Raw genomic sequence first — 23,916 nt, forward strand, 5'->3', positions numbered from 1 at the left:
CTTCGACAACGGACACGCCCGAGCAATAGGCTCGCCGTTCGCTAAGTGCCGCCGCGATCGGCCGACCTGGCGAAAGTTGCAATGGACCCTTGGCAGTTGGGCGACGCCTTCGCGTGACGGAGCACAGATGCGGCTGCGCGCACGACAAGATGAATACGGAGGTACGTACACACGACATCGACAGTCATTTGAAAGTCCACCTTTTTCGAAGGAGGCAACGATGAACGTACTGAAAGCTGCAATCGTCGGCCTGGGACTAATTTCAGCCAATACAGCGGTCCACGCGGACGTCATCGCCGATTGGAACAACACCGCAATGGCCGTGATGAAGGCGGTCAACGTTGGCGGTAATCCGTGGACCCGCAGCATGGCCCTCGTAAACGTGTCCATGTCTGACGCGGTCAACTCGGTGCAGAACCGATATTCGCGTTACATACAGGAGCTTCCAATTGACCCGAACGCTTCAGCCGAGGCCGCCGCTGCGGCGGCTGCCCGAGAAATTCTCATGCGCCAGTATCCCGGCCAGAAGGAGCGGATCAATGCAGCCTTCGCGGAGACGATGAAAATCATTCCGGACAACCCCGCTCGGGCCGCGGGTATTGATTTAGGCGCAAAAGTTGCGGACGCCGTTTTCGCCGAACGTCAGAGCGACGCGACAAACGCGCCCGACACATACCGCCCGTTCACCACGGCTGGCATATGGGTGCCGACCACGCCGCCGCTCTTCCCTCAATATGCGACAGCCAAGCCGTGGGGCTTGGAGAGTGCAAGTCAGTTCCGCCCGGGTGCGCCCCCGGCCCTCAACAGCGCTCTTTATGCGCGCGATTACAATGAAACCAAGGAAATGGGTGGGGTAAAAAGCGCGAAGCGGACCGACGCGCAGTCCGACGCCGTGCGCTTCTGGACGCAAGCCAACCTCGGGCCCGCATGGTTCCAGGCGGCTCGGCAGGCTTCCGCTCGTCATGGCCTCCCGGTGGCAGAAAGCGCGCGAGTGTTTGCACTGATGTCCATGGCTCTCGCCAACTGCTTCATCGTCGATTGGGACGCCAAATTCCAATACAATTTTTGGCGGCCGATTACCGCGATCCGCAACGGCGACCAGGACGGCAACGATGCGACGGAACGCGAGGCAGGCTGGCAGCCTCTGAACACCACGCCGATGCATCCCGAATACCCGTCGCAGGCCGGGATCAACGCGGGTGCGGCACAAGGCGTTCTGGAAGCTGTTTTCGGCACCGGGACAGAGAGCTTCACCGCGACCGATACTTCCGACGCGCGCCTTTCGCGCCAATTCACCAGCTTTGCGCAGATGACCCAGGAGCACAAAGAAGTGCGCATCTGGGGCGGCATTCATTTCCGCAATTCGCTGGAGGTCGGAGAAGCGATGGGTCGCAAGATCGCCGACCATCTGGTGGCAAACTACTACGTGAAGCCGACGCATGTTTCGGCGCCATCTCAAGGCACTCGGTAATCGGGCGGCGTGCTGCGGCTTGCCGCAGCACGGACGTCACCTGGCTAGGTCGTGATGCCCCGGCCTGACCCGATCCGGGAGCGACGCCTTGATTTCCACACTTTTTGAGCAAACAAATTACGTCCATGTGGACTCTTGGAGGACACGCGATGATGGGGCGTGGGCTCGCGTTGTTACTGGTAGGGCTGCTGGGCGGCTGTACGCAAGCGACGCTTGCACCATCGTCGAATGCCAGTTTGACCCCAAGGGACCGGCAGTTGCTCGCCCGCACGCCCTACGCGCAGGCCAGCATTCCCGAGACTTATCGCCGGCATATTGTCGACTACACGCGCAAGGAGCAGCCGGGAACGATCCTGGTCGATACCAACGCCAAGTATCTGTACTACGTCCTGCCTGGGGGCAAGGCGATCCGCTACGGCGTGACGGTGGGAGAGGAAGCGCTGGCCTGGTCCGGCGTCGCTACGGTTGGCCGCATGGCGGAATGGCCGGATTGGATCCCGACGGCGGAGATCCAGGCCCGGCTCGGCCCCTACCCGAAGCGCGTTGCCGGAGGTCCGGCCAATCCGCTGGGCGCGCGGGCGATCTATCTTTACGAGGGCAACAAGGACACGCTGTACCGCATCCACGGCACCAACCAGCCGGAATATATCGGTCAGGCCATTTCGTCCGGCTGCATCCGCATGACCAACGAAGATGTTATCGATCTCGTCAATCGGGTGAAACTCGGCGCGATCGTCGTCGTCCTCCCGCCGGGCCGGAGTGCGTAGCGAGCTAGAGCGTGATGTTTTTTTGGCCGCGGACGCGCTTTTCCTCTCCCGCTTGCGGGGGAGGCGTAGGCCACCTTCGGTGGCCGTCCTCTGAGACGCCGAGGCAAAGCCTCGGCTATGGCGAAGCGCCGGGCGGGGCTCTCTCCACTCAGGCAGTGTCGCCCGTGGAGACACCCCCACCCCAACCCTCCCCGCAAGCGGGAGAGGGAGCGCACCTCCTTCGTGGTCCAAATCAAATCCAATTTCATATTGGTTTAGGGAGCGTTCGCCGTTCGCAGTTTTTCGTCCCACCCGCGCCGCGCGCGAAACCTGCGTCATTGCCTCGCGTGAAGCATCTGCAGCCTGGCAATGCGGTCGTCGGCGCGGCGGAGCCGCCGGCAAAGCTCGCGGTTGATGTTCTGCATAACCATCACATACGCATGGATGTCGGCTTTGTAGCACATGTAGAGTTTTTGGGCTGTGAGCTCGTACAGCATGGTTGGGCTCTCCGCGACGACGGTGGCTGATCGGTTCTGCATTTCGATAAGCGTCATTTCGCCGAAGAAATCACCGGGCCCGAGATCCGCCATGCGAATGACGCGTCCGGCATCCGCCCGCTTGCTCACCACGAGCTGGCCAGAGTGAACAATGAACATGGAGCGCCCCGGTTCTCCTTCCGCGACGACAGTGGCACCGGCGTTGAAGCGGCGCTCGACCAGCATCGAGATCAGGAGATCGAGGCCCGCATCTGAAAGGCCACCGAAGAAAGGTGTGGCGAGCAAGAACGCTTTCAGATCGGGGGAGCTGATAGCCATCGATAAATATACTCCCGCTCCTGGAGGTAGACCGAGAGCACCGTTTGAGCGGAACGTCACCAGCCTTGCGGGAGCAGACCGATCCCCAGGCTGGTCATCAAACCTTCAATCGGCCGCATAGAACGCCTCCCGGACGGGATTCGAAATGGGACCGGAGCCAATGATCGCCGTCTGGGTCATGACTACGCCGATGACGCGGTTTGTCGGATCGATCCAAAACTGCGTGCCATAGATGCCGCCCCATCCATAGCTACCGGCCGGAAGACGGCTCTTGGCTGCGGCGGGATCGGTCAGGATTCCAAAGCCCAGCGTGAAGCCCCAACCGGGTCCGCGAATCGTCGGCATGTTGCCGGTCGCGTTCTGCGTCATCTGCCGGACCGTCTCGGCGCGGAGCACCCGCACGCCGTCAAGCTCGCCCTCGTTCAGCAGCATCTGCAAGAACCGCACGTAGTCACCGATAGTGGCACTCATGCCGGCGCCGCCGGAATTGTACGCAGTCGGAGAGAAGGCGCGGTTCGGGTCGAGGCTGGCAGTGCCCTTGGTGGGTGGGAACGGCACTGCCTCAGGTCCCATCACGGGAACGTAGCCTGTGCCGAGTGCGCCCGTGACCTGTGCGGGTCGCGTCACCTGCACGAAGCGTGAGCGAACGGTATCAGGCGCGTTGAACACAAAGCTCTCGATGCGCAAGGGCTTTGCAATGCGCTCGGTGACAAAAGATTGCAGGCCGTTTCCCGTCACCTTCTCGATGACGGCGCCGAGCACGTCCGTCGCGAGCGAGTATTCCCAGCCCGTACCAGGCTGATAGCCAAGCGGAACGGAGGCGAGACGCTGCATTGCTTCAGCGGTGGTTACTTCGGGCTGATCTAGCCCGTCGGTCACGCGCGCGTCGCGATATGCATCCACAAGCCGAGCATTATTGATGAAGTTATAGGAGAGCCCGGCGGTATGGGTCAGCAATTCGCGGATGGTCGGGGGCCTGTTGGCCGGCCCCTCGGCGCCGTCGGGCCCTCGCACCCGAAGCTTGGTGAACTCGGGGAGGAAGCGGCTAACCGGATCATCCAGGCCAATCTTGCCCTGCTCGACAAGGATCATCGCCGCCACCGAGGTCACAGCCTTCGTCATTGAGGCAACTCGGAACATGTCGTTTGCGCCGATCGGCGCGGTACTTCCAACCTCGCGAACGCCGACGCTGCGGCTGTAGACCGGGCGGCCGTCCTGGAGGATCAGCACCACGATACCCGGAGTGCTGCGGCCTTCCACCAAGCCCCGAAGGACTTCATCGAGCTTGGCGTTGCGCGCCTCGGGCGAAAAAGCCAGGGCCACCGGGATGGGGCTGAGCGCGAAAGCTATTACTGCGGCCGCAAGCAGTCGGATGACAAGACGACGTGAGATCATGATATCCCTCCCGCAGACCTGTTCTGACGCGCCATTCTGCAGCTACTTGAGACCGGAAGCAATGTCTCGGGCACGCACATGTCCGCGTTTGCCTCATTGTGGCCGGTCCGAGCATAGCGCAGGGACATTTGCTCCAACCGCGAACGGCTCCTCACTTTGCTTCTCGCAACCCGCAACCTCACGCGGCCGGATTGGACCGGATCTGCCGGGCTTGAACGCTCTCGTCTTGTTCCAGCGGCAGGGAAAATTGAAACACGGCGCCCCGTGGTTCGTTCGCGCTCGCCCACATCCGTCCCCCGTGAGCCTCGACCATCGACCGGCAGATCGCGAGGCCCATGCCCATGCCCTTCGCCTTCGTCGTATAGAAGGCCTCGAATACGCGCTCGACATCCGCCGGGTCCAGGCCCGGGCCGGAATCGCGAACCGTGACGAGTACGCCGCCCGCGGCCTCCCTCTCGCTGTTGATCCGCAGTGCGCCTGCCCGCTGGTCGACGCCCTCCATGGCTTCAATGGCATTGAGGATCAGGTTCAGAATCACCTGCTGCAGTTGGGTGCGATCGCCTTTCACCATAGGCAAGCCCGGCGCGAGGTTGGTCTGCAGCAAGATGCCGTGCTTGACCATTTCGCTCCGGGTCAGCACGACCATTTCGAGGATGGCTTCATTGAGGTCGAACCGATCGTTCCGCGGCGGCACCTTGTTGATGAGGGCCCGGATCCCGCTGATGACGTTGCCGGCGCGCTTGCCGTCCTCGACGATACGGCGAAGGGAATCGCGAACCTCGCCGAGATTGGGCGGTTGAGCGCTGAGCCAGCGCAGGGCAGCCCCGGCATTGGTAACCGTCGCCGCGATCGGCTGGTTGACCTCATGAGCAATCGAGGCCGTCAATTGACCCATCGTGGTGACGCGATTGGCGTGCGCGAGTTCCGCCTGCATGGCGCGCAAGGATTCCTCGGCCCGCCTGCGTTCGGTGATGTGCCGCCCGACGCCGCGGTAGCCGACGAAGCGCCCCGTCCTGTCAAACACCGGCAGCCCGGAGACGGACACGTAACGCTTGCTGCCGTCGGGGCCAGCTCGCGCAAGCTCAAAATCGCGAAACGGCAGGTGGGCATCGAGCGTTTCCCGGTGCTTGCGCCAGGCCTCTTCATCCGGCTCCAGGTAAGGCACTTCCCAACGAGTCTTGCCGATCTCGGCGCCCGGTGCCGGCGCGTCGGCAAGGCTCTCCGCGAACTCCTGGTGAGTGAAGCGGTGTTGCGCATCAGTCTCCCAGTACACGTCGAAGGAGAACTGCACGAGGGTGCGAAAGCGTTCCTCGCTCTGCCGCAGCGCCTCTTCCGCCCGCTTGCGCTCGGTCAGATCGAGCACGAAGCTGACACCTTGATTTGGGTTTTGTTCGAACATCACCCCGCCGATCAGCACCGGTACGCGGCTGCCGTCTTTCCGGAAGTACTCTTTCTCGGATGGTTGGACGGTCCCCGTCCGTCTCAGCTCTTCCGCGGCGCGTGCGTCGCGGTCGCGCCATTCTGCCGGCGTCAGGTCGGTCCAGTTCAGCCGACCCGAGGCAAGATTCTCGCGGTCGTAGCTTAACATATGGAGAAACGCGTCATTGGCCTCGAGAATGCGACCGTCGAGCTCCCAAATGACGATGCCGACGATGTTGGCGTCGACCAGGCGCCGGATCTTCTTATCGCGCGCCAGGAGATCGCCGTGGAGCGCGACGTTCTCCGCGATCGCCTTACGCCGCCTTATCGCTTCGAGCCGTGCAAGCGCCAACGCCACCACCGCCAGGACTGCGACAATGACGACGGCGGTCGCGATCAGCCAGGCTTTGCGTCGCTCAAGGGCCTCGGTGCGCTTCTCCTGGTCCACGAGCAGGAAACGCTCGTGGTCCACCATCTGGTCGATTTGCGACCTTATCTCGTCCAGGCTGCGGATCATGGTCAGCGCCGCCAGCCCGGAGGTGCTGGCCGTCTTGACGATGTCATCGATCTCACGCAGCTTTGCTGCAACTGTCAGCGCCAGATGTCCGGCACGATGGTTCTGCAAGGGATCGTTCGCGACCAGAGCCTGGAGCACCTGCGCGTCTCGCCGTACGCTTTCGTCGGAGACGCCGTAAGCCTTGAGATATGAGGGGTCGAGAGTCAGCAGATACTCGCGTCTTTGGGCCTCCACGTCGGCGATGACCGCCCGCAGCCGATCCAGAGTCTCCAGCACCTGGCGGCTGCGCTCGTGCGCAAAATCTGCCGCTTGTCGATCCTGACGATACTGGATGGCGAGAAGCCCGGTCGCGGCAACCACAGGCAGGAGCACCGCGACCACGAGCGTCAGCGGACGAGCAAAGCGCCGAGAGGACTGGCTCAGAGGGACTGACATAGCCTGGGCCTTAGATGCTCGCGAGAGCGGCTGTTTTGTGATGCCGACGCAAAGTATTGCTAGTATAATGAGAGACACAGCCAGACCCGCGCAGATGAAGTGGGAACCGGCATGCTCGGTCCCATAGATTACACCGGCTCAGGCAGCCCGTCAGTTCTCTCGCAAGGGCCAGAACGTCACGGGACGCCCGCTCGCGTCTTGTGAAGGACTGCCCTCAGGCAGGAGCGATCCTCATGGCTCCGGGTGAAAAGTCGCCGCACGGTCGAGGACCGGCCAGCCGGCGCAGCTTCGTCAAGGGATTGGGCGCAGCCGGCGTCGCCCTGCCGGCCCTCGCCATCCTGCCACGGTGGGGTTTCGCAGAGGATGTCGCCGGTGTCTATGCGCACGCTGCGATAGATTGGAGGCAATTTGCCGGGCAGACGATCACGCTCGCAGGCGCGATCCATCCCTGGTCGAACGCGATCACACCGCTTTTGTGGGATTTCACCAAGCTCACCGGTATCAGCGTCGTTACCGACTTCCGATTGGAGACCGCGTACATGGGCGCGCTGCCGATCCAGCTCGCCCGCGGCAGCAGCACACCCGACGTCTTCATGTTTACGGCCTATGGCCAGGGCATCTCAAAAGGATGGCTCGAGCCGCTGAACGCCTATTATTCGGACAGATCGCTGACCGATCTCGGCTGGTATGACGAGGACGATCTTCTCAAGACAGCCCGAGCCTTTCCGTTGTGGCGGGACGGCGAACGCTACGCCTGCCCAATCACTTCCGAGGCCGTGACCTTGTTCATCAACGGCGACGCGATGGCAGCCAGGAATCTGCGCGTTCCCCAGACTTTCGATGAGCTGCTCGCCACCGCCAACGCGGCCAAGACCAGTGAGATGTCGGGGATCGCCATGCGGGCGCAGGCCGGCGGCAATTCGTCCGTGCCGGCCATGAGCTTCGTGTTCTCCTATGGCGGAGACATGGTCAAGGACAACAAGGCCGCTTTCGCGAGCCCGGAGGCCATCGCGGCCGTCGAGATGTACGGTCGATTGCTCAGTCAAGCCGGACCTAGCGGCGTGAGCGGCTATGAATGGTACCACGTGCTGGACGATTTCCTGCAGCGCAAGACGGCGATGGCGATCGACAGCAGCAACTTCGCCACCGACATCTCCAATCCAGCCAAAAGCCACGTTGCCGGGCGGACTGTGTTCGCCGCCTTTCCACATGCCCCCGGTCGCACGTCCGTGCCCTTCATGTCGCACTGGCAGGCCTGCATCAATTCCCGTTCACGAAACAAGCGGGCGGCGTTCTTGTTTCTGATGTGGGCGACAAGCAAGCCGACCTCGCTGCGGACTGCCGCAGTGGGGCTGGCAACGACACGCGTGTCGGCCTGGTCGAGCGAGGACTTCAAGAAGGCGTTCGGCGCACAAGCCGCCGAGGCGGCGCTGACCAACCTGCAGAATGCCGATTTTGACCGCGCCAAGGCGATTCTTTTCCATGCACTCTCGAGACCCATCCTGGACGCATTCATGATCGGCGTGAATGAAGTGGTCACCGGAGCGAGATCGGCGAAGATTGCGATGACCAACGCCGCCGAGAAGGCCAATGCGGCGATCCGCGGATAGCAGGGCTGTTACGTGCGCTATATCCGCCTTGAGTCCGCCAATGCTCGGTATCGAGAATGCTGGCCAATCGGGGCTTCTGTGCTCGACGGGCTTGCGCGCTCCCGGCCCGATCAAGCGTTGACATCAGAACACTGCAAAGGTCGCCACGACGACGCGCACCGGCGCGCAACTATTTCGGCGATTGCAGGATGACGCCGTAGCGCCGGTAGATTCGCTCGACCGTGCCGTCGGCGCGCAGCCGCTCCAGAGCCCCATCAATCGCATCGCGCAAGCTGTCATCCGGCCGGACCATGCCAACAGCGACATTCCAGTTGAGGTTCGCCTCGCTCTCGTCGCGATCCAATATGCGGAGCGCTTTGTCCGGATGCGTCAGGTTGAAATAGCTCGCCGCCGTCGGTGTGACCGCCGCCGCGTCGATCTCATGGTTGGCCACGGCCTCAAGGCTGTCGATCTCAAACCCGAAGGTCGATGTCGGTACACGCCGCTGACTGATGACCATCGCCGCGAAGGATCCGACCAGGACCCCGACCTTCGTGTGCCCGTCGAGACTCTTGAACGACGTGAGCTTGCTGGCCGGCGGCACGGCCAGGACAACGCCCGTGCGATAGTAGGGTTTTGAAATCCTCAAGTTGGTCTCGCCTTGCGCCTCGCGATCGGCAATCACATCCAGAAGAATGTCGCAACCGGCGCTGCGCATCTGGTACCGGGTGATAATCCAGTCGAGCTCCAGCGAGACGCCGAGCTCGCGTGCCAGCGCCTGTCCCAATTCGACCTGAAATCCTGGCGGATCGCCGGCCTTGCTCGCGAATGGAAGCGAGTTGGGATGAGCACATAATCCAAGCACGCCGGTCGAGCGGATGGCGTCGAGGGGGCGCGCCTGAGCCGAGCCGATCAGCCCGATGACGGCGCCGACCATGAACGGGAGAATTGTCTTCATTCCGTGTCCCCGTGTGGATGGAGCGGGTCTCGGCAGCTCAGCCCTCGCGCGGCTTCAAGGCGCGGATGTATTTGATCATCTGTTCGATCTGCGCGTCGGTGAAGGCCCCAGCGAATCCAGGCATTGCGCCTTCCTTGCCGTTCTTTATGCGGTCACGCAAAAAATCGTCGTCTCGTGGTGAATTCATCAGTTGTGGCCCCTTGCCGGCAGCTCGGCCGCCACTGGAGTGACAAAAGCCGCAGGTCCCTGCGAACAACTGCTCGACGTCGAACGTCCCGTTGTCGGGCGCAGGGCTCGCAGGCTGCGTCCGGACCGACCCGGCACACGCCAATGACGCGCCCAGCACCGCCGATAGCAGTGCGATGTTCTTCAAGTGCAATTTCAAAACGTCCGGCTCCATTTCCCTGAAAGCCACCCAGCCGCTTCAACGCACGGGGAGCAGGCTTGCGCCCGCCCCCCGGCAGATCGTTTGCGATCGCCTATTTGAGGCTGAAGACGACGAGCATGCCGTCGTCGCGCGGCATGCTCTTGTAGATGCCGCCGAAGTTTGGCCCATATTCGTCCGCCAACATGCCGCCGAAGCCCGCTGTCACGGCAATGTATTGCTTGCCGCCGACAGAGTAGCTGACGATGCCACCCTGATGGCCGGTGCCGTTGTTGTGATTCCACAGCTCGGTCCCTGTTTCGGCATCGTAGGCGTGAATGGTGCCGCGCGAATCAGGCACGAACACGAGATTGCCTGCGGTCGATAGCACACTGCCAAGCGGCGGCTCGGGGTAGCGAACCTCCCATTTCTTAACCCCGGTCACGGGGTCGCGCGCGTCGAGATGACCATAGATCTCGCCGCCCGGAGGAGGCGCCATCTTGAAATCGGCGCCGATGTTAAGCTGTACCTGTGGACTCGTCACCGGCGTCGTCTTCTGGACGTCGAGCGTCATGCACCATTCCTGGCCGATCTTGTAGTAGAGGCCCGTTTTTGGACTGTACGACCCGGCGTTCCAGCTTATGCCGCCACCAATGAATGGGCACAGCGGCGGGTCGGTGACCTTCCCCGCAGTGAAGTCGCGACGCCCGATCAGCGCGCCCGTCTTGGGATCGATGTCCTTGACGAAATTGATGTTCTGAACGAGCCGCCAGACGTTCTTCACGGCGAGATTGCGGTCGTAAACAAAGATGAAGCCGCCCTTGTTCGGATGGACGATGAGCTTCTGGCCGTCGCGCTCGAGCATCACGAACTCGCCGACGGCGCTGTCAAAGTCCCAGGCATCGTGCGGCAGCTCCTGATGGTAGAATTTCAATTTGCCGGTATCGATGTCGAGACCGATCACTGAGCTTGTGTAGAGATTGTCACCGGGACGCGCGCCTTGCGTCTTATAGTCCGCTCCCGACCAATCGTAGAGCGGCGCCGGGTTGGCAGTGCCCCACAAGAGGGTGTTGGTCTCGGAATCGTAGGTGCCGGGCATCCAGCCGCCGCCTCCACCGGTGCGCCAGGAGTCACCGCCCCAGGTCTTCATGGCTTCGTCGGTGCCGGCAACCGTCAGGAACTCCCATTTCTTTTTCCCCGTGGCGGCATCGATGGCGAAGATCGGGCCGCGGCCGGGCCACTCACCGCCCTGCGCGCCGATGATTACCAAGCCCTTGGCATAGAGAGGCGCACCGGTGAAGCCGACCGTCAGCTTCTGGGAATCGATCAGCTTGGTGTCCCACGCCACCCTGCCGGTCTTCGCGTCCAGCGCGATGAGCCGACCGTCCACTGTGCCGACGTAGACTTTGCCCTCTCCGAGGGCAACACCGCGATTGTAAGGCGAGTGCGTCTGCCGCTTGATCAACGCCTCGTCCAGTTCCGGGAAATAGTGCCAGATCAACTCGCCGGTGGCGCCGTTCAGCGCGAAGGTTCGGCTGTAGGAGCCGGTGTAGTAAAGCACGCCATCGGCCACCAGCGGCATCGACTGCACGCCGCGAGTGGATTTTCCCGGAATATGCATCCAGGCGACACCCAAGTTTCCGACGTTGCTGGTGTTGATCTGAGCGAGCGGGCTGTAGTGATGCGACTTGTAGGAACCGTGATAGGTCAGCCAGTCATTCTGGCCGGCGGCCTCGATCCGCGCGGTATCAACCGTTTGTGCAAAGGCTGACGATGCGGCAAGCGTCGCACCGATCGCAACTGCTGCAACGGGTAGAGAAAAATAACCCAAATGCTTCTTCATCCGTATTTCCTCCCCTTGGTCTTGCTCTTGCGCTGGTTGCTACACTGTCCGGCCCGCCGCACCTGATCGTCTCCCGAGGCGATCGTTTTGTGCCGCGCGCCGGACAATTCCGATTTCCGTTTTCATGAGACGCCCCATCCCGCTCAGGCTCCATCCAGAGCGCAAGCCAACGGTTTCCAGGCAGCGGTCGGCTCGCATCTCAGCAGCCGCTTCCTTGAACAACTGTCCGACACGATCGTGTTCCCTTTGTGGGCGACATTGATGCTGACAGCGACATTGCCGATACCGCAATTGATGCATCGCACCATCGGCTGTCGGCCTACCCTCCACGCGCGTGGAGCATTCGCAGCACCACGTCCAATTCCTTCCCGGCTTACACGGGCTTTGCTGCAGTCTAGCGTAGTTTCACGGGATCCGCACCCGTTTCGGTCTTGTAAACCCTGACCGAACGCCAGGTCTCCATGACGCTCGCCAAGGGAGGCACCGCCACGTCTCCGTTCGTATACGAGGACGACATTGTCGCAGCATTGGCCAATCCCGAGATCGAGGCGGCCGCCGTCACGCCGATGACGGTCGGCTGGTTCAACCTGCAGCATGCCGACAGGCCGTTGCGCTTGATTCCAGCGTTCGACGACGATTCTGATTTGAACTGGAATATTGCGGCGGGGCTGCTCCGCCCCGACGACAAGCTGCAACAGCGTGTCGATGCGGCGATCGAGGCGCTGCTGGCCGATGGCAGCATCGCGCGGATCTATGCTCGCTATGGCATCGAGCTGCGGCCTCTGCAGTGAAGCTATCCGATTGGTGTATTGTTATGGGACGTGCGCTCCACGCACATGGGCCGTCGCTTGCGTGTTCCGCACCGAGATGACACGCTTCACGGTAAACTGAGACCCGCCACAGGGCCTTTGTGCTAGTCTGGCGAAGGCAGGTTCTGCGTGTGTGCGGTCCAGAAGCATGCCAAGGGAACCAAAATGGCAATGCATCTTTGCCGAGCGTGGTTGGCTGATTGCGCTGGCCGTGGCGGTGGGAATGTTGCTCGGCCTGGCCGGCCCCACCTCTGCACAGTTCTTTAATTTCAGCGGATATCAGCAGCGGCCGCAACCGCAACGCGGCGGCGGCTGGTTTGGCAACGAACGCGGTGGCAGCGGCTGGTACGGTAACGATACGTTTGCGCCGTACCAGGAGCAAGCGCCGCAGCCCCGTTGGAGTGGGCGGCAAGCGCCTCCGCCGGTGCGCGAGGATTTTTCAAAGGCGCCGCCGCCCGAAAAACGCAATGGTGTACCGGAGCGCCACATTCTTGTGCTCGGTGACGCCATGGCGGACTGGCTCGCCTATGGGCTTGAGAACATCTATGCCGATCAGCCTGAGATGGGCGTGATCCGCAAACACAAGACAGTTTCCGGTCTGATCAAGTACCAGCCGAAGGGCGATCCCGCCGATTGGGCCGCCGCTGCAAAAGGCATTCTCGCCACCGAAAAGGCGGACGCCATTGTCGTCATGCTCGGGCTCGATGATCGCGTCACAATCCGCGAGCCGGCGGTCGACAAATCCGACAATAAGGCTGGGAACAAGAAGGACGCCAAGGCGAAACCTGATGGCAAGGCTTCGAGCGCAAAGCCCGAGGCGAAGCCCGATGGCGCAGCCAAGGTGCCGGATCCCGAATTGCCGCCGGACGATGCCGCCGAAAACAGTGGCGCGCGGGCGGTGGTTGAACCGGAGAGGAGCGCGCATTCGCCGAACGACATCCATGAGTTTCGCGAGAAGCGCTGGGTCGAACTCTACATGGCAAAGATCGAGGAGATGATCGGCGTACTCAAGTCCAAGGGTGTGCCAGTGCTGTGGGTGGGTCTGCCGGTGGTACGCGGCCCCAAGTCGACCGCCGACACGGCGTTTCTGAATACGCTCTATCGCGATGCGGCCGGCAAGGCCAGCATCACCTATGTCGATGTCTGGGACGGATTTGTCGATGAAACCGGCCGCTTCTTGCAGCACGGCCCCGACTTCGAAGGGCAGATCCGCCGGCTGCGCTCTTCCGATGGCGTGTACTTCACCAAGGCCGGCGCGCTCAAGCTCGCGCATTACGCCGAGCGCGAGATCAACCGCCTGTTGCCTGCGCGTTCCGCACCGGTTGTGCTGCCCACTGAGCCGGCCACGCCCGACGCCAGTGCGCGGCCGGATCAGCCGGCGCCACGTCCGCTGGCCGGGCCGATCGTTCCCTTGACGGCCTCCTCTGTCGGCACGAATCAATTGCTCGGCGGTCCGGGGGCGCGGACGGTGACAATGGATGCGCAGGCGGCGCGGGTCTTGATCACAGGGGAGCCTTTGTCGGCGCCAGCCGGTCGCGCCGACGATTTTGCCTGGCCACGACGTGAAATCGAAGGGGCCAAGGGTGAGACGCCAGTGGCATCAACATCGCTCGATGCCAACGCACGGGCGCCGGCGGCATCGCTGAAGCCGAAAAAGCAACGCCGCTAGAGTGAGACCAACAATCGCTTTTGACGGTTTCCAAGAAATGGCCGAAAGCCTGTTTCAGTGCATAGCTATGTGGCTCAATGACAACACTGATATGAAATCGCGCGATTGGATGCCGTAATCGCTCTCATCCGACTTGTATCCGCCCTCATTGGATTGCGACCCTTGCGTGTCGAATTCGGTAGGTGGGGTACGATATGTTTTCCATCGGCTGTGCCAGGACTTCGTTCGTCGACATCAACGCAAGCCTCATTCGCATTAGCGCGCCTTCGGGTTCGGTCTTCGGGCTAGCATGAAGCGCCGCGCGTTCATTGGTGTTCTCGGCGGTATCGCTTCGCGATTTTGGCGCCGCGGCCGCATCGTCATTGCCGTGATGGCCGCAATGGTGCTTCTGCCGATCGAGGTCAGCGACGCGGGTTGGCTGTCGGACGTCTTCAAAGGCTCGTCAAAACAGGCCAAATCGCCAAAACAAGGCAAGCCGTCAAAGCACGTCACTTCGCGCAAGCCAGCCACTTTGGCGAAGCGAGCCGCCTCGCCAAAGCGCCGCACCGTGAAGCTTGCCGCCCTGGGGCCGGTCGCCTTGCCCTCTGCAGCTTTCAAACCGGTCGCCCCCCTGTGCGATCCCTCCAAGTTCCGGATCGTTCTGGATGTGGGACACACCGGCGAATCGGAAGGCGCGATCAGCGCCCGCAACGTTCCCGAGTTTGTCTTCAATCTGCACCTTGCGAAGCGGATCGAGGAGAAGTTGAAGGCCGAGGGCTTTACTGAAACCAGGTTGCTCGTGACCGAGGGCAAGGCGAGGCACAGCCTCTTCAAACGCGTCGCCGCCGCCAACAATCTTCCCGCGGATCTCTTGCTGTCGATCCACCATGACTCCGTGCCCAACAAATTCCTCGAGGACTGGGAGTTCGAGGGAAAGAAAAGCCATTTCAGCGACCGCTTCAGCGGATATTCCGTCTTCGTCTCCCGCAGCAACCCGGACTTCAAGACAAGTTTCGCCTTCGCCGAACTGATCGCCAAGGAAATGAAGGCCCAGGGCCTCGACTATGCCAAGCAATATTCCCAGTCCATCATGGGCAGGTACCAGCGCGAGCTACTGAACAAGGAGACCGGCGTCTATCGCTACGATGAGCTCATCGTGCTGAGAAAAACCCGGATGGCTGCCGTCCTGCTGGAAGCGGGCTCGATCATCAACCGGGACGAGGAGCTCAAGATGAGCTCGCCTGAACGGCGGGACATCATCAGCAGCAGTGTCACGGCGGCGGTGAAGCAATTTTGCGAGCCCCGATGGGCCATGCTCGGTCCGCTCTGACGGCGCGGTAGCGTCGCATCTGAACCCCGCCTGCCGGCTTCAACCCTTTGACTGCTTCTTGATTTCGTCGAATGTGGAAAGCGCTCGTTCAAATTTTTCGTTGAACAGCCACATCGCATCGAGAATTTCACGGTAGGTCGCGGATGTTTTGGCCCGGTCAGCCCGTCCGAAGGTGAAAACGCTGTTGTTTCGCAGATAGGCCATGATCTTCGGGTCGGAAATTCTGTGGTCGACCAGGTTGCGCGAGCCGAGCGCAGACCTGGTCGGGCTCGGGATAATCTGGATCAGTTCAAACAGCTTCATTTGATCGATCGGATCCGGCAGCGTTTTCACGATCGCCGGTACTTGCGGGAAAATATCCGCGTGTGCGTTCATGAGGCCATCCCGCACCGCAGTCCAGTGGTTATACCGATGGTCCAGATTGCCGGCCCGTGCCTCTTCCTTGTCGTCGCGGGCGTTCAGTGCGGAATCAAAGGCTGCGATCGACTTCTTTATCGCGGCCCACTTCCTTCGCCCGTTTTGATCTTCGGGTACGCCTGTTTGCAAGCTGCCCTTATATTTGTTCGAGCGCGCATTCCCGATGTTCTGATTGCCATTTGTCTCGGCAAAGAACAGGCCCAGGCTGATACGGCCTGCTGCTTCGGCATTGGCCGCATCAAGGCCCTTGGCTCGCGCAATGGCCGTGCCCAGATCGACAACGTCCTTGAATGGAGTATCCGAGTTTTGCGCGTTGGCGGGCGGCGCCTGCATCAGGTCGAAAAGTCTCCTGTACTCGTCGAGCAGCGGCTCATTGTCGGCGCCAAAATACGCCGGCGGGATTCCGTATTTGTTGGGCCCGCCTATCTTGGACGGAAGGGCGTCGGTGAGATCCTTGTACGCGCTGATCATGTCGTTGCGTGCAAGGTAGAGTGCTTGTCCTGGCAAGTTCGGTAATCGCTGGTTCGAATTGATCTGCGCGCGCCGCTGGCCCAGGATCGACTCAAAATTGCTCCGTGCATTATTGTATGTATTGAGCGCATCCGACTGTTTTCTGGTGAGTGAGGCCGGCTCGCCCATTGCAGGCGACATGAAGCTGAGATTGCCGATAGCGGCCGCCACGAGCGAGGTGACCGTGCCGACGATCGCATTGGTGGCAACGGAACCCGGCGCAGTGAAGAAGATTCCGAGAGCAAGAGCTGCCGTGGGCGCAGCAGTATGGCTTTTTATCCCCATGACCTAAGCGAGCCAGCGCTTGCGTCGCTTGTAGTGCTTCACATCGCGGAATGATTTGCGCTTGTCCCCGGCGATGCCGAGATAGAATTCCTTGACATCCTCATTTGCGGCGAGCGCCCGCGCCTCGCCGTCCATAACTACGCGCCCATTTTCGAGGATGTATCCGTGCCTGGCGTATTTGAGCGCCATGTTCGTGTTCTGCTCGGCGAGCAGGAACGTGACATTTTCCCTGACGTTTAGATCCTTAACGATCTCGAAGATCTCTTCGACGATCTGCGGAGCGAGGCCCATTGATGGCTCGTCGAGCAGGATCATCTTCGGGCGCGACATCAGCGCACGGCCGATTGCGCACATCTGCTGTTCGCCACCCGACGTATAGCCGGCGGTGGAACTGCGCCGCTCCCTGAGACGGGGAAAATAGGCATAGACCCGCTCGAGATCCTCCGCGATCGCGGACTTGCCGTCCACGCGCGTGAATGCGCCGGTCAGGAGATTTTCTTCGACAGTGAGGTGGGCGAAGCAGCGCCGCCCCTCCATCACCTGAATGCAGCCGCGCCGCACTAGATCGTTTGGCGACAGCGACTGCACTTCGACACCGTCAAACAGGATTGAGCCCTTGGTGACCTCGCCGCGCTCTGAATGCAGCAGACTGGAAATCGCCTTCAGAGTCGTTGTCTTGCCCGCACCATTGGCGCCGAGAAGCGCGACGATTCCGCCCCGCGGCACATCCAGCGATACGCCCTTCAATACCAGGATGACGTGATCGTACACGACCTCGATATTGTTGACCGACAGGAACGGCGCCGCCGCTTCTGTCGTTGTGGCGGCCTTGGGAATTGACACGCTGCTCCCTCCAAACTGTTACGGCTTCGGAATCCCCGGAAGGAAGCGAACCCTCCTTCCGGATCTCCGAGATGTTCTCAGCTCTCTTTCGAGCAGTCGCGAGGCTGAATCTTCTTGTCCGCGGCATACTTCGCGGAAACTTCGTCAACGAGCGGTTCGGTCTCGGATTGGTTGGCCGTATACCAGTCGGATATGATCTTCCAACCCTTGCCGTCCCACTGCTGTACGCGGCCGTCCCGCGCGCCCTCGTGATCAGAGCAGGAAATCTTGACCGGCTTCAACATGCCCTCGAAGCCGAGTTCCTTGAGACGAGCTTCAGAGAGATTGAGGTTCTCAAGACCCCAACGAACCTGCTCGCCCGTCAGCGGCTTCTTGCCGAACTTTTCCTGCGCCTTGCGGATCCCCTCCACCCCCAGCATGGCGTTCACCATACCGCGGTTATAGAGAACCTCGCCGACCTTGCCGGGTTCCGACGCGCCCTTGCCCTTTGCATAGACGTGCTTCTCGATCTCGGCATGCACGGGGAATTTGCCCGCGCCATGCTGAAGCATCAGCGCCTTGTAGCCGACGGCTTGATCGCCAGCGGGCTGCACATCCGGCTCTGCGCCCGACCACCAAACACCGATCATCTTGTCGCGCGGATAGGCAACGGCCGCAGCTTCCTTGACTGCGGTCCCGTTCATAACGCCCCAGCCCCAGACCAAGACATAGTCCGGCCGGTTCTGGCGGATCCCCAGCCATTGCGACTTCTGTTCGACACCGGGATGCGTAACCGGGATCGGCGTGAACTCAAAGCCGTACTTCTTGGCCAGCACCTGCAGCATCGGGATCGGCTCCTTGCCGTATGGGCTGTCGTGATAGAGCAGCGAAATCTTCTTGCCCTTCAGCTTGTCGAAGCCGCCCACCTCCTTGGCGACGTGCTGGATCGCGATATCGGCCGCGGACCAGTACGTGCCGAGCAGCGGGAAATTGTAGGCGAACACGGCGCCGTTCTTGGAATCGGCGCGGCCGTAACCCATGGTGATAATCGGGATCTTGTCAGTCGTGGTCTTCTCGGTGAGGGCGAATGTAATGCCGGTCGACAGCGGATTGACGAAGGCCGCGCCGGTAGGGCCCTTCCCCTTGAGGCGCTCGTAACATTCAACGCCCTTGTCGGTGGCGTAGCCGGTTTCGCATTCCTCGACCAAGAGCTTGACGCCGTTGATGCCGCCGTCGCGCTCGTTGACAAGGTTGTAATAGTCGGCCACGCCGTTTGCGTACGGCACGCCATTCACGGCGTACGCGCCCGTTCGGTAGGATAGTATCGGGATGAACTGCTCGCTCTGCGCTGCAGCAGGAGAGGCAAACGCCCCGCCTGAAAGTATGGCTGCAGCAAGTAATAGTTTGTTGCGTACCATATGAGTCTCCTCCTCGTTCAGCCCGTTTTTTTCTTACCGGGTCTTGTTCTCGCGGGCTTCCTTGCCTCCTATTGCCAACCGACCGCCGCTCCGCATTTGCGATCTTCGGCTTGCTTCGCACTGCCCGCCCCTTCAGTAGGGGAACGGCCACAGTCTGAGCTTCTCCTTGCCAATCGATATGAGCCGGGCAAACCCATGTGGCTCCTTGATGAGAAGATAGCAGATCAGCGATCCAAAGATGATGAATTCCAGATGAGTAATCGTCTCTGTCGACAGCGGCACACCGAGCTGGGTTGGAAGCAGGTTCAGCATGATGGGCAGGATCAGGATAAAGGCAGCACCGATGAATGACCCCATGATCGAACCCAACCCGCCGATGATCACCATGAACAGAAGCTGCAGCGAACGTTCGATCGAGAAGGCGAGCGGCTCCCACGAGCCCAGATAGACGAACGCCCAAAGTGCGCCCGCCACGCCGATGATAAATGAAGAGACCGCGAAAGCTGTAAGCTTCGCGTAGAGTGGCCGGATGCCGATGAGCTCCGCGGCTATGTCCATGTCACGGATTGCCATCCATTGTCTGCCGAGGTTGCCACGAACGAGATTCTTCGCCAGAAACGCGAACACCGTTACGAAGATCAGGCACAGCATATACCGCTCGATCGGCGTGCCTACGTTCAGACCGAAGAAATCCAGTGTCGGTGCACTGACCGACCCCGACGGCGCATAATTGGTGAACCACGACACCCGCAGGAACACCCAGTCAAAGAAGAACTGCGCTGCGAGTGTTGCGACCGCCAGATAGAGGCCCTTGATCCGCAGACTGGGAATACCGAAGAGGATGCCGACAACCGCTGCCGCCAGCCCGCCGAGCAAAATAGATAGCAGTACGGGCAACGGCGGGATCGAAATCGCGAAGCCAAGCCAGGCGAGCGGAATATGAATGCCGGTCCCCAACTTGTAGGCGGAGTAAGCGCCGATGGCCATGAACGCGCCGCTGCCGAGCGAGATCTGGCCGCAATAGCCGACCAGGATGTTTACGCCGATAGCGGCGAGCGCGAGGATCAGGAAGGGCAGCAGAATGGCGCGAAGCAGATAGTCGCTGCCGAACGGCCAAATGTCGAAGTCGGCCAGCAGCGGAACGCCAATGAAGGCGATACCAAGCAAGACCGCGAGCGCCATACGGTCCTGGCGGATCGGGAAAATCGCCATGTCCTCCGCGTAGGTCGTCTTGAATTGGCCTGCCTCGCGATAAAGCACAACTAACTCCTCATCTCAGATGCGCTCGATGATGCGCTCGCCGAACAGCCCCTGCGGCCGCACCAGCAGCACGGCCAGCGCCAGCACATAGGCGAACCAATATTCGATACCGCCGCCAATATGCGACCCCAGGAACACCTCGGCGAGCTTCTCGCCCGCACCTACAATAAGCCCGCCGACGATCGCTCCTGGGACCGAGGTAAGGCCCCCAATGATCAGAACCGGCAGGGCCTTCAGCGCGAGAAACGTGATCGAGAACTGCACACCCAGCTTGGTACCCCACACGGTCGCCGCAACGAGCGCAACGAGACCGGCAACAAGCCAGACCACAAACCAGATCCAGCCGATCGGAATCCCGACCGACTGCGCTGCCATGTGATCGTCGGCAACCGCCCTGAGTGCGCGACCAGTCTTGGTTTGCTGGAAGAAGATCGCGAGACCCGCGACCAGAATGCCGGCGATAAAGCCGCCCCAGACATCAAGCTGGTTGACCAGAATCCCACCCGGAAAGTGACTTTCGAACAGCAGCCAGATGTCGGTCGGGAACAGCCGCAACGGGTAAACATCGGAACCGAAGATCATCTGCGCCGCACCCTCGAGGACGAATGTCACGCCAATGGTGGACATGAACAGCGTGAGAGCGTTCTGATTGACAAGAGGTCCAATCACGAACCGCTCGATCAGCCAGGCCGTTATCGCCATGATCACGGCGGCAAAGCCGATGCCGACGACGATCGCAATCCAAAGCGGGAAGCCGTTGGCCACGAGGAGATCGAGCGAACGAACCAGCGCCAGCCCGGCGAGCAACACCATTGCGCCTTGCGCAAAATTAAACACGCCGGATGCCTTGAAAATCAACACGAAGCCGAGCGCGACCAGCGAATACAGGACGCCAGACATCAATCCGCCGATCAGCACCTCGAGAAATTGACCCAATGCGATCACACTATGCTCCCTGGTGCGCGATGCCGAGATAGGCGTCGATGACGTCCTGATTCTTCTTGACCTCATCCGGCGTTCCGTCGGCGATCTTCACGCCATGATCGAGCACCACCACGCGATGGGAGAGATCCATCACCACAGCCATGTCATGCTCGATCAGCGCGATGGTCGTGCCGTAATAATCGTTCACGTCGAGGATGAACCGCGACATGTCCTTCTTCTCTTCGAGGTTCATGCCTGCCATCGGTTCGTCAAGGAGAAGGAGATCGGGCTCCATCGCAAGGGCGCGGCCGAGTTCGACCCGTTTCTGCAGGCCGTATGGCAAGCGCGCGACCAGCACCTTGCGGATCGGTTCGATCTCCAGAAAATCGATGATCTCTTCGACCCGGTGCCGATGCTCGATCTCCTCCGCCAGCGCAGGGCCGTAGCGCAGCATCTGCCACAGCAGGCCCCGCCGCATCTTCAATGTGCGCCCAGCCATGATATTGTCGAGCGCGCTCATTCCCTTGAACAGCGCGACGTTTTGAAAGGTGCGCGCAATGCCGCCACGGGACGCCTCGAACGGCTGCATCTGGGCGCGGGTTCGTCCCTTGAAGGTGATGGCACCACGATTGGGATGATAGAATCCGTTGATGACGTTGAGCATCGAAGTCTTTCCGGCGCCATTCGGTCCGATGATGGCGCGAATTTCACCTTTCCTGATGTCAAGCGAAACATCCCTCAGCGCTTTCACGCCGCCAAACGCCAGCGATACCCCCTCGACCTGAAGCAGGATTTCGCTCGTGTCCGGCGTCCTCATGCGGCCCTCCCCAAGGGTTCCGTCGCGCCAATTGCCGGCACGTCGCGGATCTTGACCTGCGCCGCGATCACGCCCTTGCGGCCATCCTCAAAAGTGACTTCGGTGGAAATGTCGGCTTCATGCGAACCGTCGTAGAGCGCTGTGACCAATGGCGCATAGCGCTCGGCGATGATTCCGCGGCGAACTTTCTGCGTGCGTGTCAATTCGCCATCGTCGGCGTCGAGCTCCTTATGCAGAATCAGAAAGCGCCGAATCTGTGCGCCAGCCATCACCTTTTCCTCCGCGAGGGAGCGGTTCGCTTCGGCAACGCTTTTCGCCACCAGATCGTAGACCAGTGGATGGCCCGCCAGTTCCTGATAGGAGCCGTAGGCAATGTTGTTGCGTTCGGCCCAGCTCCCGACCGCAGTCAGGTCGATATTGAGAATGGCGCAAACGAACTCCCTGGAATCGCCGAAGGCGACCGCTTCCTTGATGCTTGGAAAGAACTTCAACTTGTTCTCAAGATACTTCGGCGCAAATATCGTTCCGTCGGCCAGCCGGCCCACATCCTTTGCGCGATCGATGATCTTCAGATGTCCCGTCTTCTCGTCGAAGAAGCCGGCATCACCGGTCTTGACGTAACCATCAGGCGTCAGGGTCTCCGCAGTTTTCGCCTGATCCTTGAAATATCGAACAAACATGCCGGGTGAACGGAATTGCACCTCGCCTGATTCCGCAATGCGAATGTCGACGTTCGGCGCCGCCGGCCCGACAGTATCGGAGTAGATCTCCCCGTCAGGCTGACAAGTGACGTAGAGGAATGCTTCAGTCTGACCGTAGAGCTGCTTCAGGTTCAATCCGATCGAGCGGTAAAACGCGAAAAGATCCGGACCAATGGCCTCACCTGCAGTATAGGCAACGCGCACGCGAGACAGCCCGAGAACGTTTTTAAGGGGCTCGTAGAGTATCGAGCGTCCAAGCGCATAGAGTAGCCGGCCTGACACCGGCACCGGCTTTCCGGTCAAAATCGATTCGCCATGTCGTCGCGCAATGCGGAGGAAGTAGTCGAACATACGCCGCTTGATTGGCGCAGCATCCTCCATGCGGATCATCACTCGCGTCAGCATGTTCTCGAAAACGCGCGGTGGAGCGAAATAGAAGGTTGGTCCGATCTCGCGCAAATCCTGCTCGACCGTCTCACCGCTCTCGGGACACGCCATGCAGAAACCGGCGGCAAGGCCCTGCGCATAGTTGAGGTAATGATCTCCCACCCAGGCGAGCGGCAGATAAGCAAGCGCCACGTCGTTCTCGGTCAACCTGTCGAACCTGACAGTATCCGTTACAGCGTCGATGCACCGTCGCGCCGACAGCATGACGCCCTTCGACGCGCCGGTTGTTCCCGAGGTATAGAGGATGATCGAGATGTCAGAACCTTCACCCTGACGGATGATCTCATCGATCTGCTCGCCAAGCGCAGCATTAGCCGCAAGCGCGGCTCGGCCGTCTTCGATGACATCATGGATTGCGATCAGCCGGCTGTGATCGTAGTCGCGGAGTCCACGCGGTTCATCGTAGACAATCTTCCGGAGATGCCGCACCCGGTCGGATACGGACAAAATCTTGTCGACCTGCTCCTGATCCTGCGCTGCAACAAGCTTCACGTCGGCGTGGGCAAGGACGTAGGCAAGCTCGTCAGCCACCGCATCCGAATAGACCGGAACCGGAATCGCACGCAGCGCCTGCGCTGCCATCATGGTCCAATAGAGCTTCGGCCGGTTGGAGCCGACGATGGCGAAAGTGTCGCCTGGCTGCAATCCAATCCGCTGCAAACCCGCGGCATAGGCACGTACGATCCCAGCGACCTCGGTCCAAGTCCATGTCTGCCAGATGCCAAGATCCTTGTGCCGAAACGCCGGACGGTTGCCAAATTTCGAGGCGTTTCGCAGTAGCAACTTGGGGAACGTGTCAAACGATCCGCCATCGGCCATGTCGGTCTCCACCCAAAAACCGGCACGTTGGTTCGCGCCTGCTTATGGTGATCTGCGCTCTTTAGGCAGCAGCCATGCGAGTTCCGCATGCTTCCCTTGAGAATACAATTGATCGAAAGTCCTACAAGCCCGGTTTGGCAGTCCCGGATGCGACCAA

Annotated in this window: 19 protein-coding genes; 6 read left to right on the forward strand and 13 right to left on the reverse strand. The window is 60.8% G+C overall.

The window, feature by feature from the left end:
* Positions 1–220 precede the first annotated feature (220 nt).
* Positions 221–1,471, forward strand: coding sequence for a vanadium-dependent haloperoxidase (locus V1278_RS26100; protein WP_334382668.1), 1,251 nt, complete (start codon positions 221–223; stop codon positions 1,469–1,471).
* 149 nt (positions 1,472–1,620) lie between these two features.
* Positions 1,621–2,238, forward strand: a complete 618-nt coding sequence (locus tag V1278_RS26105) for a L,D-transpeptidase (protein WP_334382669.1) — start codon at positions 1,621–1,623, stop codon at positions 2,236–2,238.
* A 314-nt stretch (positions 2,239–2,552) separates the two neighbouring features.
* On the opposite strand, the gene V1278_RS26110 is transcribed toward V1278_RS26105, so the two are convergent.
* The 3 genes from V1278_RS26110 to V1278_RS26120 form a co-directional block, all read right to left on the reverse strand.
* A complete protein-coding gene (locus V1278_RS26110) occupies positions 2,553–3,032 on the reverse strand; it encodes a Crp/Fnr family transcriptional regulator (RefSeq protein ID WP_334382670.1) in 480 nt (159 codons plus the stop codon).
* A gap of 105 nt (positions 3,033–3,137) precedes the next feature.
* Entirely contained in the window at positions 3,138–4,427 is a 1,290-nt protein-coding gene (locus V1278_RS26115; protein ID WP_334382671.1) for a serine hydrolase domain-containing protein, read from the reverse strand.
* A gap of 178 nt (positions 4,428–4,605) precedes the next feature.
* Positions 4,606–6,798 (reverse strand): ATP-binding protein, encoded by a 2,193-nt coding sequence (locus tag V1278_RS26120; protein WP_334382672.1) that lies wholly within the window; start codon positions 6,796–6,798, stop codon positions 4,606–4,608.
* A gap of 233 nt (positions 6,799–7,031) precedes the next feature.
* Between V1278_RS26120 and V1278_RS26125 the strand changes: the two genes are divergently transcribed.
* Complete coding sequence (locus tag V1278_RS26125) at positions 7,032–8,408, forward strand: ABC transporter substrate-binding protein (protein WP_334382673.1); 1,377 nt, start codon at positions 7,032–7,034, stop codon at positions 8,406–8,408.
* Between the two features lie 169 nt (positions 8,409–8,577).
* Here the strand turns inward: V1278_RS26125 and V1278_RS26130 are convergent, their stop codons facing one another.
* The 3 genes from V1278_RS26130 to V1278_RS26140 form a co-directional block, all read right to left on the reverse strand.
* Complete coding sequence (locus tag V1278_RS26130; RefSeq protein WP_334382674.1) at positions 8,578–9,345, reverse strand: substrate-binding periplasmic protein; 768 nt, start codon at positions 9,343–9,345, stop codon at positions 8,578–8,580.
* A gap of 37 nt (positions 9,346–9,382) precedes the next feature.
* Positions 9,383–9,718, reverse strand: a complete 336-nt coding sequence (locus tag V1278_RS26135; protein ID WP_334382675.1) for a c-type cytochrome — start codon at positions 9,716–9,718, stop codon at positions 9,383–9,385.
* A 106-nt stretch (positions 9,719–9,824) separates the two neighbouring features.
* Positions 9,825–11,552: a pyrroloquinoline quinone-dependent dehydrogenase gene (locus tag V1278_RS26140; RefSeq protein ID WP_334382676.1), complete on the reverse strand. Its 1,728-nt coding sequence runs from the start codon at positions 11,550–11,552 to the stop codon at positions 9,825–9,827.
* Positions 11,553–12,013: 461 nt separating this feature from the next.
* Between V1278_RS26140 and V1278_RS26145 the strand changes: the two genes are divergently transcribed.
* From V1278_RS26145 to V1278_RS26155, 3 genes are all read left to right on the forward strand, one after another.
* Positions 12,014–12,343 (forward strand): transporter substrate-binding domain-containing protein, encoded by a 330-nt coding sequence (locus tag V1278_RS26145; RefSeq protein ID WP_334382677.1) that lies wholly within the window; start codon positions 12,014–12,016, stop codon positions 12,341–12,343.
* A gap of 166 nt (positions 12,344–12,509) precedes the next feature.
* On the forward strand, positions 12,510–14,030 hold the full coding sequence (locus V1278_RS26150; RefSeq protein ID WP_334382678.1) for an SGNH/GDSL hydrolase family protein: 1,521 nt from the start codon (positions 12,510–12,512) through the stop codon (positions 14,028–14,030).
* Between the two features lie 289 nt (positions 14,031–14,319).
* Complete coding sequence (locus V1278_RS26155; protein ID WP_334382679.1) at positions 14,320–15,339, forward strand: N-acetylmuramoyl-L-alanine amidase family protein; 1,020 nt, start codon at positions 14,320–14,322, stop codon at positions 15,337–15,339.
* 39 nt (positions 15,340–15,378) lie between these two features.
* On the opposite strand, the gene V1278_RS26160 is transcribed toward V1278_RS26155, so the two are convergent.
* The 7 genes from V1278_RS26160 to V1278_RS26190 form a co-directional block, all read right to left on the reverse strand.
* The gene (locus V1278_RS26160) at positions 15,379–16,407 is read right to left on the reverse strand and encodes a hypothetical protein (protein ID WP_442893826.1); all 1,029 of its coding nucleotides are present in this window, start codon (positions 16,405–16,407) and stop codon (positions 15,379–15,381) included.
* A gap of 147 nt (positions 16,408–16,554) precedes the next feature.
* Positions 16,555–17,394: an ABC transporter ATP-binding protein gene (locus V1278_RS26165; RefSeq protein ID WP_334382681.1), complete on the reverse strand. Its 840-nt coding sequence runs from the start codon at positions 17,392–17,394 to the stop codon at positions 16,555–16,557.
* A 77-nt stretch (positions 17,395–17,471) separates the two neighbouring features.
* Entirely contained in the window at positions 17,472–18,791 is a 1,320-nt protein-coding gene (locus V1278_RS26170) for an ABC transporter substrate-binding protein (RefSeq protein ID WP_334368228.1), read from the reverse strand.
* Between the two features lie 132 nt (positions 18,792–18,923).
* The gene (locus tag V1278_RS26175) at positions 18,924–20,051 is read right to left on the reverse strand and encodes a branched-chain amino acid ABC transporter permease (RefSeq protein WP_334382682.1); all 1,128 of its coding nucleotides are present in this window, start codon (positions 20,049–20,051) and stop codon (positions 18,924–18,926) included.
* A gap of 15 nt (positions 20,052–20,066) precedes the next feature.
* The gene (locus V1278_RS26180; RefSeq protein WP_442893825.1) at positions 20,067–20,951 is read right to left on the reverse strand and encodes a branched-chain amino acid ABC transporter permease; all 885 of its coding nucleotides are present in this window, start codon (positions 20,949–20,951) and stop codon (positions 20,067–20,069) included.
* Between the two features lie 46 nt (positions 20,952–20,997).
* Positions 20,998–21,792, reverse strand: coding sequence for an ABC transporter ATP-binding protein (locus V1278_RS26185; protein WP_334368225.1), 795 nt, complete (start codon positions 21,790–21,792; stop codon positions 20,998–21,000).
* Positions 21,789–23,759 (reverse strand): AMP-binding protein, encoded by a 1,971-nt coding sequence (locus tag V1278_RS26190; protein WP_334382684.1) that lies wholly within the window; start codon positions 23,757–23,759, stop codon positions 21,789–21,791. The genes V1278_RS26185 and V1278_RS26190 overlap by 4 nt, the downstream gene beginning before the upstream one ends.
* Positions 23,760–23,916 lie beyond the last annotated feature (157 nt).

This window comes from Bradyrhizobium sp. AZCC 1577, from assembly GCF_036924575.1.
Classification (GTDB): Bacteria; Pseudomonadota; Alphaproteobacteria; order Rhizobiales; family Xanthobacteraceae; genus Bradyrhizobium.